Origin of the sequence: Streptomyces sp. OfavH-34-F, assembly GCF_022347745.1 — a bacterium.
In the GTDB taxonomy this organism is placed as follows: Bacteria; Actinomycetota; Actinomycetes; order Streptomycetales; family Streptomycetaceae; genus Streptomyces.
On record NZ_JAKRGC010000159.1, the window covers coordinates 1 to 13864 of the forward strand.

Genomic DNA, 13864 nt, shown 5'->3' on the forward strand with positions numbered 1-13864 from the left:
AGCGGGCCGCGAGCAGCAGGGCGATGTCGTCGGGCCGGTCGGCGGCCTGCCGGGCCCTGCCGATGACGTGGTCGGCGGTGTCGGCGAGGGAGCCGGCGGCGCCGGGCCCGGCGAGCGTGGCGCGCAGCCGCTCGACGCCGGTGTCGATGTCGGTGCCGGCCCGCTCGACGAGCCCGTCGGTGTAGAGGGCGAGCGCGGCGCCCGGTTCCAGGTGGAGTTCGGTGACGGGGTAGGCGGCCTCCGCGTCGATGCCGAGGACGATGCCGCCGGGCAGCCGCATGACCTCGGCGGTGCCGTCCGGGCGGCGCAGGACGGGCTGGGGGTGTCCGGCGCGCACGGCGTGCGTCCGGCCGGTGGCGGGGTCCGTCACGATGTAGCAGCAGCTGGCGAACTGGCCGGTGTCGAGGTCGATGAGCAGCCGGTTGGTGCCGCTCATGACCTCCTGCGGGTCGTGGCCGCTGAGCGCGAAGGCGCGGACGGCGCTGCGGAGCTGGCCCATGGTCGCGGCGGCGGCGACGCCGTGGCCCTGCACGTCCCCGATGACGAGGGCGAGCCGGCCGCCGGTCTCGATCACGTCGTACCAGTCGCCGCCGACGTCCATGCCCTTGGTGCCGGCGAGGTAGCGGCCCTGGGTGTCGATGCCGCGCACGGCGGGCAGGCCGTGGGGCAGCAGGGCGTCCTGGAGGCCGCGGGCGAGGGCGGCCTCGGTGTCGTAGCGCTGGGCCCGCTGGAGCGCCTGGGCGATGAGTCCGGCCAGCGCGGTGAGGACCGTGCGCTCCTCGGGGCTGAAGCCGCGTGGCTGGTCGAAGCCGAGGATGCAGGAGCCGACGAGCCGTCCGGAGGCGATCAGCGGCAGGAAGGCGCGGGCTCCGACGTCGGCGTCCATGGGGATGCCGGGGTAGGCGGCGGCCAGGCGCTGCATGGATTCGAAGAAGAGGGGCCGGCCGGTGGTGAGCGTCTCCACGCCGGGGATGCGGACGTCCAGCCCGACGGCGTCGAACCGGTCGAGGAAGCCCTGCGGGAAGCCGGTCTCCCACTCCAGGTAGAGGTGGCCCTCCTTGAGCAGGTAGATCGCCAGTTGCCGGCCGCCGAAGGCGGGCAGCAGCTCCTCGGTGACCACGCGGGAGACCTGCCGGGCGGTGACGGCCTCGGTGAGCGCGATGGCGAGGGCGACGGGGCGGTAGAGGGCGGCGGACCGGTCGGCCGGTGAGCCGAGGCCCAGGCCGGGCGCGACGACGGAGTCCGGGGTGTAGGCGGGCTCGTCGGTGGTGGTGAGGACGGCGGTGAGCCCGTCGTGGCCGGGGTACAGGGAGACCGTGAGCCAGGGCTGGTCCTCGCGCCGGGCGAGGAAGTGGACCGGGGAGTCGGAGATCATCGCGGCCCGGTAGTGGTCCTCGTACGCGGGGTTGGCGAGCCAGGGCAGCGCCTCCCAGAACACCTGTCCGGCCAGGTCGGCGCGGGCCCGGCCGAGCATCTCCTCGGCGAGCGGGTTGACGTAGGTGATCCGGCCGAAGCGGTCGAGCGAGAAGATGCCGCGCGGCAGCCGGTCGGCGGCCTCGGCGACGACCGGCTCGATGCCCAGGTCCACCAGGAAGCCGGTGAGGTGTCCGCCCGGCCCGGCGCCCCCGTCCCGGCGGCCGGAGATCTCCAGGAGGTGGGAGCGCCCGTCGGGGCCGCACAGCCGCATGCGGCGGACGACGGGGCCGGCGGAGCCCGCCGCCTGCCGGGCCAGCGCCCAGAGGCCGTGGACGTCCTCCGGGGCGAGCCGGGCGGCGAGGGCGTCGACGGTGCCGGGGAAGGGGCCGCTGCCGGTGCCGAGGATCGCGTCGAGCGCGTCGTCCGTCTCGACGGCGCCGGTCGCCAGGTTCCAGTCGAAGCGGCCGATGCGTACCGGGGGCGCGGTGCCGGCGGGCAGCTGGACGGGCAGTGGCTCGTCGTCCCACTCGGGCCGTACCCCGTCCCCGGCCAGGGCGGCCAGTTCGGTGCCGAGGTCCAGGGCGATGTGCTGGAGCCGGCGCCGGTCGGCGGCGGGCACCGGCTCCTCGGCGGTCGCGGCGCGCAGGACCACCAGGACCCCGGCCGGCTCGTGGCCGCGCAGGACGGGGATGTACAGGGAGCCGAAGGGGAACGGCAGGCCCGCCATGAGCTGGGGGAAGCGCCGCATGGCGTCCTCGGCGTCGGCGAGGTAGACCGGGCTGCCGGTGCGGTAGGCCTCGGCGACCGGGAAGGGCCGGTTCACGTGCATCCGCCACCAGGGGCGGAAGAGGGGTCCGGGGAGCCCGCCGAGGACGGCGAGGCGGAGCAGGCGGGGGGTTCCCGAGGGCAGGTAGATCCCTCCGGCGACGCCGCCGCCGGCCTCGACGGCGTCCACGACGGACTGGGCGAGCACCAGGGACAGTCCGTCCGGTGCCCTGCCGTCCTCCGGTTGGCGGGGCGGGCCGTCGCTCGGACCGAACGGCACGCGCCCGGCCGCCCCGTGCCAGGTCACACAGTCAGCATGCTCCCGGGCCCGGTGTTCGGCACGTCGGCCCGGACCGGGGCCGCGGGTGGCGCCGGGGGTGCGGACGCACGGGAGCGGGGGCGCCACGGCTGTGGCGCCCCCGCTCCTCAGGGTGTGTCCATGTGCCTACCGGCCCTCGTCGGGCGGCCGGCGGTCACCGAGCTGGTCGTTGAGCTTCTGCTGGGCCGAGTCGACCTGGCCGCTGTACTTGCCGCCGGTCTTCCCGTCGACGAAGTCGCCGCCCTTCTCGACACCCTGCCGGGCCTGGTCCGGATGGCCCTTGATCATGCTCTTGAGCTTGTCGAGCATGCTCATGAGTTACCTCCTGGAGACGCTGACCTCTCCAGCATCCCCGCCCGGTCCGCCCGTCGCATCACGGGAGGCGGGCCGTCCGGGTCAGTAGGCGCCGTTGACGTTGTCCATCGAGCCGTACACGGCGGCGGCGTAGTTGCACGCGGCCGTGATGTTGGCGACCGGGTCGTAGATGTCGGTGGACGTGCCGGGCACGTGGTAGGCGTCGAAGGTGGGCTGGATCACCTGGAGCAGGCCCTTGGAGGGGGTGCCGGCGGCGGCGTTGGAGTCCCAGTTGTTGATGGCGAAGGGGTTGCCCGAGGACTCGCGCATGATGTTGCGGTAGATGCCGTCGTAGCTGCCGGGGATGCCGTGCTCGGCCATGACGGCGAGGGATTCCCTGATCCAGCCGTCGAGGTCGTCGGTGTACGTGACGGGGGCCGGGGCCGCGGCCGGGGTGGCGGTCTTCTCGGCGAGGGGGGTGGCGGTCCGCTCGGAGCGGTCGGCGCGGTCGGCGCTCTCGGTCCGGGCGGTGGTGCCGGTGTCGCCGGCGGTGGTCTCCGCCTTGAACGCCCTCTTCTCGGCGGGCTTCGGGGCGGCCTTCGGGGCGGCCTTCGGGGCGGCGGCGCCGATGGTGAGCTTCAGACCGGGGTGAATGAGGTCGGGGTTGTCGCCGACCACGCCGCGGTTGTCCATGTACAGCCGCTCCCAGCCACCGCTGAGGGAATGCCCCTGGGCGATCTTGTAAAGCGAATCGCCGGCGACCACGGAATAGGTGGTGGACGCGGCCTTGCGGACGGCAATTTCCTTGCCGGCGACGGAAGTCGGGGCGGCGGCCTTTTCGGTGACGACGGTCCTGGCCGGGGCGGCGGAGGCCGATCCGGCGGAGATCAGGGGGAGCGCGAGAACGGCTCCGCCCGCGCTGACGGCGATGAAACCGCGGGTCAGGGACGCGGACTTGGCACGACGGTGCTTACCCGTGAGGGGCATGGCGAATTTCCTCTCCGCCGCCTGCGAGGTGAGCTGTCGGGTTCGGACTGGAGATGTCCGGCCGCCCATGGCGACTTCACCCCTAGCCGCTCCGGATTCCGGACCGGCGGCAAACCTGGTTCCCCCGCTCCTGCCGTACGTGAGTGGTCGGATGCCCGGACGGCGGCAGGATTCGGCGTTCCATCCGGATTTGATGACGGGACCGTAAGCGAGAAACGAGGGCCGTAACAAGCCCGGAATTGCTGATCACAATTGTTTTGCAAGATCAATCGAAGGAAAGGCTCATGATCGGCCGCGCCGGGGGAAGTCGAATTTCTTTGGTACGTCTGGGAACCGGGACACCGGATCATGCGTCAGGGACAGCCGGACGTGACGTCGACCACTGCGCCCGATAGGCGCTATTTAGTCCGTTTTGATGGCTTTAATGGCTGTCAAAACCCCCCAGATCGGTCACGGTTGACCTTCTACTAATACGGGGCGATCGAGACATCGCACCGCCCACAACCCTGCGGTTCCCGCCCTCCAGGCCCTCTCCCCCTGCGGTCGATATATGGTTAGGCTTACCTAAGTCTGACTCCCCCTCACCGGTAAACGGAGGCCCCAGGCCCATGGCGCCGCATTCCACCCCCGCTGCCCGCCCTCCCCTCCCCGCCGGAGAAGGGGAACTCGCCGGCCGGCTCGCCCTCGTCACGGGAGCCGGCCGCGGCATAGGCGAGGCGGTCGTGCGCGTCCTCGTCGCGCGCGGCTGCCGGGTCCTGGCGACCGACGCGGACCCGCGGGGCATCAGCACCCTGGCCGGGGAGTACGGCGGCGCCGTCGTCGCCCGGACGCTGGACGTCACGGACGCGGCCGCCGTCGAAGCCGTCGTCGCCGGGGCCGAGGAGACCCTGGGCGCCCTCGACATCGCGGTCAACGTCGCGGGGATACTGCGGTGTTCGCCCGTCACCGAGCTGACCGACGAGGACTGGGCGGCGACCTTCGCCGTCAACACCGACGGGGTCTTCCACGTCTCGCGGGCCGTCTCGCGCCGGATGGCCGGGCGCGGCACGGGCAGCATCGTCACCGTCGCCTCCAACGCCGCCGGCATCCCCCGGACGACCATGGCCGCGTACGCCGCGTCCAAGGCGGCCGCCGTCATGTTCACCAAGTGCCTCGGCCTGGAGCTGGCGCCCCTGGGCGTCCGGTGCAACACCGTCTCGCCCGGCTCCACCCTCACCGACATGCAGCGCGGCATGTGGCCGGCCGGCGAGGACCGGGACGACGGGCCCGCCGCGCGGCGGGTGATCGCGGGAGACCCGGCGAGCTTTCGCACCGGCATCCCGCTCGGCCGCATCGCCGAACCGGCCGACGTCGCGGAGGCGGTCGCCTTCCTGGTGTCCGACCGGGCCCGGCACATCACCCTGCACGACCTGTACGTCGACGGCGGCGCCACCCTGCGCGCCTGACCCGGTCCGCCCCGTCCCCCCGCCCCGTCCCCGCGCGGCCGCCGCCGGGAGACCCCGCCACCTTCCGTACGTTCCTCAACGCCGTGGGAGCCGCTCCGTGAGCACCGCACCGTCCCAAGACGCCCCGACCTGGCCCGCCGAGTTCGCCGCCCGCTACCGGGCGGCCGGGCACTGGCGCGGCGAGACGTTCACCGGCATGCTCCGCGAGCGGGCCGAGGCGCACGGCGACCGCGTCGCCATCATCGATCCGGCGCCCGAACGCCGGGCCTGGACCTATCGCGAGCTGGAGGAGCGGTCGGCCCGGCTGGCGGCCGGATTCCGGGCGCGCGGCATCGCCAAGGGCGACCGGGTCGTCGTCCAGCTGCCGAACGTCGCCGAGTTCGCCGAGGTCGTCTTCGCCCTGTTCCGCATCGGCGCGCTGCCCGTCTACGCGCTGCCCGCCCACCGGGAGACGGAGATCGCCTACTTCTGCTCCTTCGCCGAGGCCGTCGCCTATGTGATCCCGGACCGGCACGCCGGCTTCGACCACCGCGTCCTGGCCTCCGCCGTCAAGGCGCAGGCGCCCACCCTCCGGCACGTGTTCGTCGTCGGCGAGCCGGGCGAGCACACCGCCCTGTCCGAGGTGCCGTGCGAGGCGGCGACCGGGCCGGAGGACGGGCCCGAGCCGCACGACCTGGCGTTCCTCCAGCTGTCCGGCGGCACCACCGGGGTGCCCAAGCTCATCCCCCGTACGCACGACGACTACATCTACTCGCTGCGCGGCTCCAACGAGATCTGCGGGGTGGACGCGGCCACGCGGAATCTCGTCGTGCTGCCCGCCGCGCACAACTTCCCGATGAGTTCGCCCGGTTGGCTCGGCACCCTGTACGCCGGCGGCACCGTCGTGATGTGTCCGCGCCCGGACCCGGCCACTGCCTTCCCCCTCATCGAACGCGAGCGCGTCACCCTGACCGGCATGGTGCCGCCGCTCGCCCTGGTGTGGACCGACGCGGCGGCCTCCGCGCGGCACGACCTTTCCAGCCTGGAGCTGGTCCTGGTCGGCGGCGCCAAGTACAGCGAGACGGCGGCCCGCCGGCTGGAGCCCGCGCTGGGCTGCCGGCTGATGCAGGTGTTCGGCATGGCCGAAGGGCTCGTCAACTACACGCGGCTGGACGACGACCACGAGACCGTCGTCACCACGCAGGGCCGGCCGATCTCCGAGGACGACGAGATCCGGATCGTGGACGACGCCGGACAGGAGGTCCCGGAGGGGCACTTCGGGCATCTGCTGACGCGCGGCCCGTACACCATCCGCGGCTACTGGCGCGCCCCGGAGCACAACCGGACGGCGTTCACCGAGGACGGCTTCTACCGTACGGGCGACATCGTCCGCCGCACGCCGAGCGGCCACCTCGTGGTCGAGGGGCGGGCGAAGGACCAGATCAACCGGGGCGGCGAGAAGGTGGCGCCGGAGGAGGTCGAGAACATCATCCTCGCCCATCCGGCCGTGCACGACGTGTCGGTCGTCGGGGTGGCCGACCCGTATCTCGGTGAACGCACCCTGGCGTACGTGATCCTGCGCGAGGGCGCCGGACCGCTCGGGGCGCTCGCGGTGAAGCGGCATGTGCGCGAGCGGGGAGTCGCCGCGTACAAGGTTCCCGATCTGGTCGAGTTCGTCGACGCCTTCCCGCAGACGGGCATCGGCAAGGTCAGCAAGAAGGGCCTGCGCACCGACGCCGGCCCCGCAGCCGCGGTCACCCCGTCAGCCGCCATCGCCCCGCCCGCCCCTGGCGCCCCGTCAGCCCCCGCCGAACAGCACTGACCCCGCCCCGCGCGGCACCGAAAGGTTCTCCATGGCCCTGCCCGCCATCGCCCCCTATCCCCTGCCCGGCCCGGACGAGCTCCCGGCGAACCGGGTCGGCTGGACCGTGGACCCGGCGCGCGCCGTCCTGCTCGTCCACGACCTGCAGCAGCACTTCCTGCGCGCCTACCGGCCCGGCGAGCAGCCGCTGACCGGCATGCTCGCCAACACCGCCCGGATCATCGGGGCCGCGCACCGCGCCGGGATACCCGTGGTGCACTCGGCGCAGCGCGGCGGCCAGAGCGCCGAGGAGCGCGGTCTCCAGCTGGACTTCTGGGGGCCGGGGGTCGCCGACGACCCGGAGGCGCTGGCGGTCCCGGACCAGGTGGCGCCGGAGCCGGGCGACACGGTGCTCACCAAGTGGAAGTACAGCGCGTTCGTCCGTACCGAGCTGGAGTCCCTGATCCGGGACGCCGGCCGCGACCAGCTGGTGATCACCGGCGTGTACGCGCACATCGGGGTCCTGATGAGCGCCGCCGACGCCTGGATGCGGGACATCCGGGCGTTCGTGGTGGCCGACGCCGTCGCCGACTTCTCGCGCGAGGACCACGACATGGCGCTGCGCTGGGCGGCGGGCCGCTGTGCGGTCGTGACGACCACGGACTGGCTGCTCAAGGACATCTGAGCCGGCCGCCAGGCGCCGCCCCTGAAATCCCCGGCTACGAGGAATCCCCGGTCCGCAATTGCGGACCGGGGATTTTCGCGAGTATATTGAGTGATTCTGTGCGCCCACAGAAAAGGCCCCTCACCGGGGGCCTACAAGAATCACCATAGTCGTCAGGGAGCGATTTTGTCAACTCGGGAAAGCGCCGAATTGCAGAAGGAGCAGGAATTCGTCGACCGGCTCCACGACCGCGTCGACGTGCTCCGCGGCGATGCCGCGCGCCAGGTGGAGGACGCCCTGACCCCGGTGGGCACGGGCCAGCAGGCCCGGCTCGAACGCGATGTGCGGGTCGCCGAGCGCTCGGGGCTGCTCGCCGCCCTGGACGCGGTGGACGGCTCGCTGTGTTTCGGCCGTATCGATCTCAGGGACGGCGCCGCGCACCATATCGGCCGTATCGGAATCCGCGAGGACGACTCCGAGCGCACGCCTTTGCTGATCGACTGGCGCGCCCCGGTCGCCCGGCCTTTCTACCTGGCCACCCACCACACCCCGATAGGGCTGCGGCGGCGCCGGCACATCACCAGTGAGGGCCGGGTGGTCACCGAGCTGCACGACGAGATCCTGGACATCGAGGACCGGGAACGCACCGGCTTCGAGGACCCGAGCGGCGACAGCGTGCTGCTGGCCGCGGTGAACTCCGCGCGCACCGGCCGCATGGCCGACATCGTGCGGACCATCCAGGCCGAGCAGGACCGCATCATCCGGGCGCCGCACCGCGGGGTCCTCGTCGTCGAGGGCGGGCCGGGCACCGGCAAGACGGCGGTGGCCCTGCACCGGGCGGCGTTCCTGCTGTACGAGCAGCGGGAGCTGCTGGCCAAGCGCGCGGTCCTGATCGTGGGCCCCAACCCGGCCTTCCTGAGCTACATCGGCGAGGTGCTGCCGGCGCTGGGCGAGACGGGGGTGCTGCTCGCCACGCAGGCCGAGCTCTACCCCGGTGTCCACGCCCGGGGCACGGACACGCCGCGCGCCGCCGCGGTGAAGGGCGGCGCGGCCATGGCGGAGGCGCTGGAGCTGGCCGTACGCGACCGGCAGCTGCTGCCCGAGCCCGGGGCTCCGCTGATCGTGCCGCACGACGACGGCGACCTGGTCCTGGACTGGGAGATCGCCTACGAGGCGCGGCAGGCGGCGCGCGACACCCGGCTCCCCCACAACCTGGCCCGCCCGCACTTCGCGTTCCGGATCATCGACGCGCTGACCGCGCAGCTCACCGAGCGCATCGGCGCCGACCCGTACGGCGGTCCGAACTTCCTGGGCCCGGACGACATCGCCCAGCTCGGCAAGGGCGTCGCCGTCAGCCGGGAGGTGCACGCCGCGATCGAGGAGCTGTGGCCGGTCCTGACCCCGGAGGACTTCCTGGCGGACTACCTCGCCGAGCCGGTCCATCTGCCCGGGGCGGACGCCGAGGCTATCCGGCGGGCGCCCGGGGACGGCGACTGGACCCCGGCCGACGTGCCGCTGCTGGACGAGGCGGCGGAGCTGCTGGGCGTGGACGACAGCGCCGAGCGGGCGGCGGCCGAGGCGGAGCGCCAGGAGCGGATCGCGTACGCGCAGGGCGTGCTGGAACTGTCCAGGGGTTCGGAGTCCTTCGAGTTCGAGGACGAGGAGTCGGAGCTGCTCGCCGCGCACGACATCATCGACGCGGAGCGGATGGCGGAGCGCCACGAGGAGGCCGATCACCGCAGCGCGGCCGAGCGGGCCGCCGCCGACCGGACGTGGGCGTTCGGGCACATCATCGTGGACGAGGCGCAGGAGCTGTCGCCGATGGCGTGGCGGCTGCTGATGCGCCGCTCGCCGACCCGGTCGATGACGCTGGTGGGCGATCCGGCGCAGACCTCGGAGGAGGCGGGGGTCGGCTCGTGGCGGGAGATCCTGGCGCCGTACGTGGAGGACCGGTACGAGCACGTGCGGCTCGGGGTCAACTACCGTACGCCGGCCGAGGTGATGGAGGTCGCGGCGAAGGTGCTGCGCGCCGTGGACCCGTCGTTCGAGCCGCCGGGTTCGGTGCGGTCCACGGGCGAGGTGCCGTGGGTCCGGGACTCCGGCGCGGATCTGGCGGGGGCGGTGGCGCGGGCGGTCGCGGACATGCGGCCGGCCGAGGGGCGCCTGGCGGTGATCGCGCCGCGCGAGTTGCACGAGGAGATCGCCGCGCCGCTGGACGGGGTCACGGCCGGTGCGGAGCCGGACCTGACGCGGACGGTGGTCCTGCTCGGGCCCCGGCAGGCCAAGGGGCTCGAGTTCGACCACGTCCTGGTGGTGGAGCCGGGCCGGTTCGGGACGAGCGACCTGTACGTGGCGCTGACCCGGGCGACGCAGCGCCTCGGGATCGTGCACCGGGAGGCGCTTCCGGAGGCGCTGCGCTGAACGCCGGCGGGGGCGGGCCGGTCTGAGCGGACCGGCCCGCCCCCCGTGGCGTGCTCAGACCAGGTCGAACCGGTCCAGGTTCATGACCTTGTCCCAGGCGGCGACGAAGTCGCGTACGAACTTTTCCCCGGCGTCGTCGCTCGCGTAGACCTCGGCGACGGCGCGCAGTTCGGCGTTCGAGCCGAAGACCAGGTCGGCGCGGGTGCCGGTCCAGCGCAGCTCGCCGGTGGCGGAGTCGCGGCCCTCGAACGCGCTCTGGTCGTCGGCCACCGACTTCCAGGTGGTGCCCATGTCGAGCAGGTTGACGAAGAAGTCGTTGGTCAGCGTGCCGGGCGCGTCGGTGAACACGCCGTGCGAGGTCTGCCGGTGGTTGGCGCCGAGGACCCGCAGCCCGCCGACGAGGACCGTCATCTCGGGTGCGCTGAGGCCGAGCAGGTTCGCCCGGTCCAGCAGCAGGTACTCGGCGGGGAGCCGGTTGCCCTTGCCCGCGTAGTTGCGGAAGCCGTCGGCGGCGGGCTCCAATTCGACGAAGGACTCGACGTCGGTCTGCTCCTGCGAGGCGTCGACCCGGCCCGGTGCGAAGGGGACCTCGATCTTCGTGCCGGCGTCCGCGGCCGCCTTCTCGATGCCGGCGGCGCCGGCCAGGACGATGAGGTCGGCGAGGGAGACCCGCTTGCCGTCCTGGCGCCCGGCGTTGAAGGACTCCTGGACGGATTCGAGGGTGCGCAGCACGCCGGCGAGGCGGTCCGGGTCGTTGACCTCCCAGCCGTTCTGCGGGGCGAGGCGGACGCGCGCGCCGTTGGCGCCGCCGCGCTTGTCGCTGCTGCGGAAGGAGGAGGCGGAGGCCCAGGCGGTGAAGACCAGCTCGGAGACCGGGAGCCCGGTGGCGAGGACGCGCTCCTTGAGGGCGGCGACGTCGGCCGCGTCGATCAGTTCGTGGTCGCGCTCGGGCAGCGGGTCCTGCCAGAGCAGCGTCTCCTGCGGGACCTCGGGGCCGAGGTAGCGGACGACCGGGCCCATGTCGCGGTGGGTGAGCTTGAACCAGGCGCGGGCGAAGGCGTCGGCGAACTCGTCCGGGTGCTCGTGGAAGCGGCGGGAGATCGGCTCGTAGACGGGGTCGTAGCGCAGCGAGAGGTCGGTGGTGAGCATGGTCGGGGCGTGCCGCTTGGAGGGGTCGTGCGCGTCGGGCACGGTGTCCGCGCCCGCCCCGTCCTTGGGCCGCCACTGGTGGGCGCCGGCCGGGCTCCGGAACAGCTCCCACTCGTAGCCGAACAGGATGCTGAAGAAGCTGTTGTCCCAGGTGGTCGGGGTGTCCGTCCAGATGCCTTCGAGGCCGCTGGTGATGGTGTCGCCGCCCTTGCCGGTGCCGTACGAGCTCTCCCAGCCCAGGCCCTGGCGCTCCATCGGGGCGGCCTCGGGGTCGGGTCCGACGTGGTCGGCGGGTCCGGCGCCGTGCGTCTTGCCGAAGGTGTGGCCGCCGGCGATCAGGGCGACGGTCTCCTCGTCGTTCATCGCCATGCGGCGGAACGTCTCGCGGATGTCGCGGGCGGCGGCGAGCGGGTCCGGATTGCCGTTGGGGCCTTCCGGGTTGACGTAGATGAGGCCCATCTGGACCGCGCCGAGCGGGTTCTCCAGCTCCCGGTCCCCGGTGTAGCGCTCGTCGCCGAGCCAGGTGGTCTCGGGGCCCCAGAACACGTCCTCGTCGGGCTCCCAGGCGTCCACCCGGCCGCCGCCGAAGCCGAAGGTCTTGAGGCCCATGGTCTCCAGCGCGACGTTCCCGGTGAGGACGAGGAGGTCGGCCCAGGAGATGTTCTTGCCGTACTTCTTCTTCACCGGCCACAGCAGGCGCCGGGCCTTGTCCAGGCTCGCGTTGTCCGGCCAGCTGTTGAGCGGGGCGAAGCGCTGCTGGCCGGAGCCGGCGCCGCCGCGGCCGTCGCTGATGCGGTAGGTGCCGGCGCTGTGCCAGGCCATCCGGACCATGAAGGGGCCGTAGTGGCCGAAGTCGGCGGGCCACCAGTCCTGCGAGGTCGTCAGCACCTCGGCGATGTCGCGCTTGACGGCCGGCAGGTCGAGCGCGTTGAACGCCGCCGCGTAGTCGAAGTCCCCGCCGAGCGGATTGGCCACGGCCGGGTTCTTGGCGAGAATCCGCACGTTGAGCCGCTCCGGCCACCACTGGCGGTTCCCGCCGCCCTGGGTGGGGTGCGGCGCGCGATCGTGCGCGACGGGGCAGCCGCCGGCTTCGTCCGACTTGGGATCGGTGACGATCGCGTCGTGGTTCTCAGTCATGGAATTCCTTCCGAACGGGGCGGATCTCGGTGCTCTGAGAATGCGGTGGGAAGGGCCTGGCCGGTCTCGCCCCGCGGGGCGTCCTGCCCTGGCTTCGGCCGGAACCGATCCTACGATGGACCTAGTCCAAGTCAATACGAACACTCGTCGGAATGGATCACCTCTCGGTCTCCCCTCCGCCGTGATTTCCCCCGGGCTTCCCGCGGGTAACTGCCGTGCGAAGAAAGGGGATCGGAGACGCGCGGGGACAGGCGCGGCCCGCGCCGAGAACCTAGCGCTCGTCCTTGCGGTGGACGCTGACGGCGTAGCCGCCGCCGTCGTACGGGGCGGCGTCCCAGGTGGCGAAGCGGTCGACGAGGGCGAGGCCCGCCGCGGCGCAGCCGGCGTCGTACTCGGCGAGCGTGAGGGCGGGCGGGACGGGCAGGTGGTCCGCGTCCAGGCCGAACCCGGCGACCAGCAGGCCGCCCGGGCGCAGCGCCCCGGACAGCCGCGCGGCGACGGCGGCCTCGGTGCCGGGGGCGAGCAGCGCCATGACGTTGCCCGCGGCGACGACGAGGTCGAAGCCGGGCCGGATGCCGAGGGAGGCGGGGTCGAACGCGGCGAGGTCGGCCCGGAACCAGGGCAGGTCGGGCGCCTGCCTCCGCGCCACGGCCAGCATCGAGGCGTCCACGTCCACCCCGGTGCAGTCGTAGCCCAGTTCGGCGAGCCGGATCGCGACCCGGCCGGTGCCGCAGCCGGCGTCCAGCACCCGCGCCCCGGCGGGCACGAGGGCCGCGCAGAACCGGGCCTCGCCGTGCATGTCCGCGCCGCTGCGGGCCAGGGCGGCGAAGCGGGCGGCGTAGTCCTCGCCGGAGGTGTCTCCGGTCAGCTCGGTCCAGCGGTTCATACGGCTCACTGTAGACGGGGAGGGGCGGGCGCCCGGTCGATGGTGCACTTTCCCGTACCCCGGGTCCGGGTGCGGGCCGGATCGATCCCGGCGGGCCGCGCGCCCAGGATGGAGCCATGACGCAGACAGTGGAACGCATCGGCACCGGCACAACCGTCCGGGCCCAGGACCTGCACCGCACCCACGGCCGTGGAAGCGCCGCCGTCCGGACACTGCGCGGGGTGTCGGTGGAGCTGGCCCCCGGCACCCTCACCGTGCTGACGGGGCCCTCCGACTCCAGGACGGCCCTGCTGCACTGCCTCGCGGGCCTGGACCGGCCGGCGCGCGGCTCCGTCCACTGGGGCGGCACGGAGGTGACGCGGCTGTCGGACCGGGGGCTGGTGGAGCTGCGGCGGGCCCGTACCGGGTTCGTGGCCCCGGCGTTCAACCTGGTGCCGACGCTGACGGTGGCGGAGAACGTCGCACGGGCCGGCGGCCGGCCGGGCCGGGTCCGGGAGGTCCTCGCCCGGGTGGGGCTGGCCGGGTACGAGGGGCAGCGGCCGGGGCGGCTCTCCGGGGAGCGGCAGCAGCGGGTGGCGGTCGCGTGCGCGCTGGTGGCGCG

At 73.3% G+C, this 13864-nt stretch carries 10 protein-coding genes and 1 riboswitch; of the genes, 5 read left to right on the forward strand and 5 right to left on the reverse strand.

What is annotated here, in order from left to right:
* The 3 genes from MHW47_RS21650 to MHW47_RS21660 all read right to left on the reverse strand — a co-directional run.
* Positions 1–2488, reverse strand: a 2488-nt coding sequence (locus MHW47_RS21650) for a SpoIIE family protein phosphatase (RefSeq protein ID WP_374230125.1), incomplete at its 3' end; no start/stop codon positions are given.
* A gap of 138 nt (positions 2489–2626) precedes the next feature.
* Positions 2627–2815, reverse strand: a complete 189-nt coding sequence (locus MHW47_RS21655) for an antitoxin (protein ID WP_239225447.1) — start codon at positions 2813–2815, stop codon at positions 2627–2629.
* A gap of 81 nt (positions 2816–2896) precedes the next feature.
* Positions 2897–3781: a transglycosylase SLT domain-containing protein gene (locus tag MHW47_RS21660; protein WP_239225448.1), complete on the reverse strand. Its 885-nt coding sequence runs from the start codon at positions 3779–3781 to the stop codon at positions 2897–2899.
* 3 nt (positions 3782–3784) lie between these two features.
* A riboswitch (cyclic di-AMP (ydaO/yuaA leader) is annotated at positions 3785–3969 on the reverse strand.
* A gap of 420 nt (positions 3970–4389) precedes the next feature.
* Here MHW47_RS21660 and MHW47_RS21665 point away from each other — a divergent pair.
* The 4 genes from MHW47_RS21665 to MHW47_RS21680 all read left to right on the forward strand — a co-directional run bounded on the left by MHW47_RS21665 (position 4390) and on the right by MHW47_RS21680 (position 10091).
* The gene (locus tag MHW47_RS21665) at positions 4390–5226 is read left to right on the forward strand and encodes a 2,3-dihydro-2,3-dihydroxybenzoate dehydrogenase (protein ID WP_239225449.1); all 837 of its coding nucleotides are present in this window, start codon (positions 4390–4392) and stop codon (positions 5224–5226) included.
* Between the two features lie 97 nt (positions 5227–5323).
* Positions 5324–7027, forward strand: a complete 1704-nt coding sequence (locus MHW47_RS21670; protein WP_239225450.1) for a (2,3-dihydroxybenzoyl)adenylate synthase — start codon at positions 5324–5326, stop codon at positions 7025–7027.
* 31 nt (positions 7028–7058) lie between these two features.
* Entirely contained in the window at positions 7059–7691 is a 633-nt protein-coding gene (locus MHW47_RS21675) for an isochorismatase family protein (protein WP_239225451.1), read from the forward strand.
* 189 nt (positions 7692–7880) lie between these two features.
* Positions 7881–10091, forward strand: coding sequence for an AAA family ATPase (locus MHW47_RS21680; RefSeq protein ID WP_239225456.1), 2211 nt, complete (start codon positions 7881–7883; stop codon positions 10089–10091).
* Between the two features lie 54 nt (positions 10092–10145).
* On the opposite strand, the gene katG is transcribed toward MHW47_RS21680, so the two are convergent.
* A complete protein-coding gene (katG, locus tag MHW47_RS21685) occupies positions 10146–12377 on the reverse strand; it encodes a catalase/peroxidase HPI (RefSeq protein ID WP_239225452.1) in 2232 nt (743 codons plus the stop codon).
* 271 nt (positions 12378–12648) lie between these two features.
* Positions 12649–13263 carry a bifunctional 2-polyprenyl-6-hydroxyphenol methylase/3-demethylubiquinol 3-O-methyltransferase UbiG gene (locus MHW47_RS21690; RefSeq protein ID WP_239225453.1) on the reverse strand — a complete coding sequence of 205 codons (615 nt, stop codon included), beginning with the start codon at positions 13261–13263 and terminating at the stop codon, positions 12649–12651.
* A gap of 116 nt (positions 13264–13379) precedes the next feature.
* Here MHW47_RS21690 and MHW47_RS21695 point away from each other — a divergent pair.
* Positions 13380–13864: ATP-binding cassette domain-containing protein (locus tag MHW47_RS21695; RefSeq protein ID WP_239225454.1), on the forward strand; the 485-nt coding region annotated here is incomplete at its 3' end.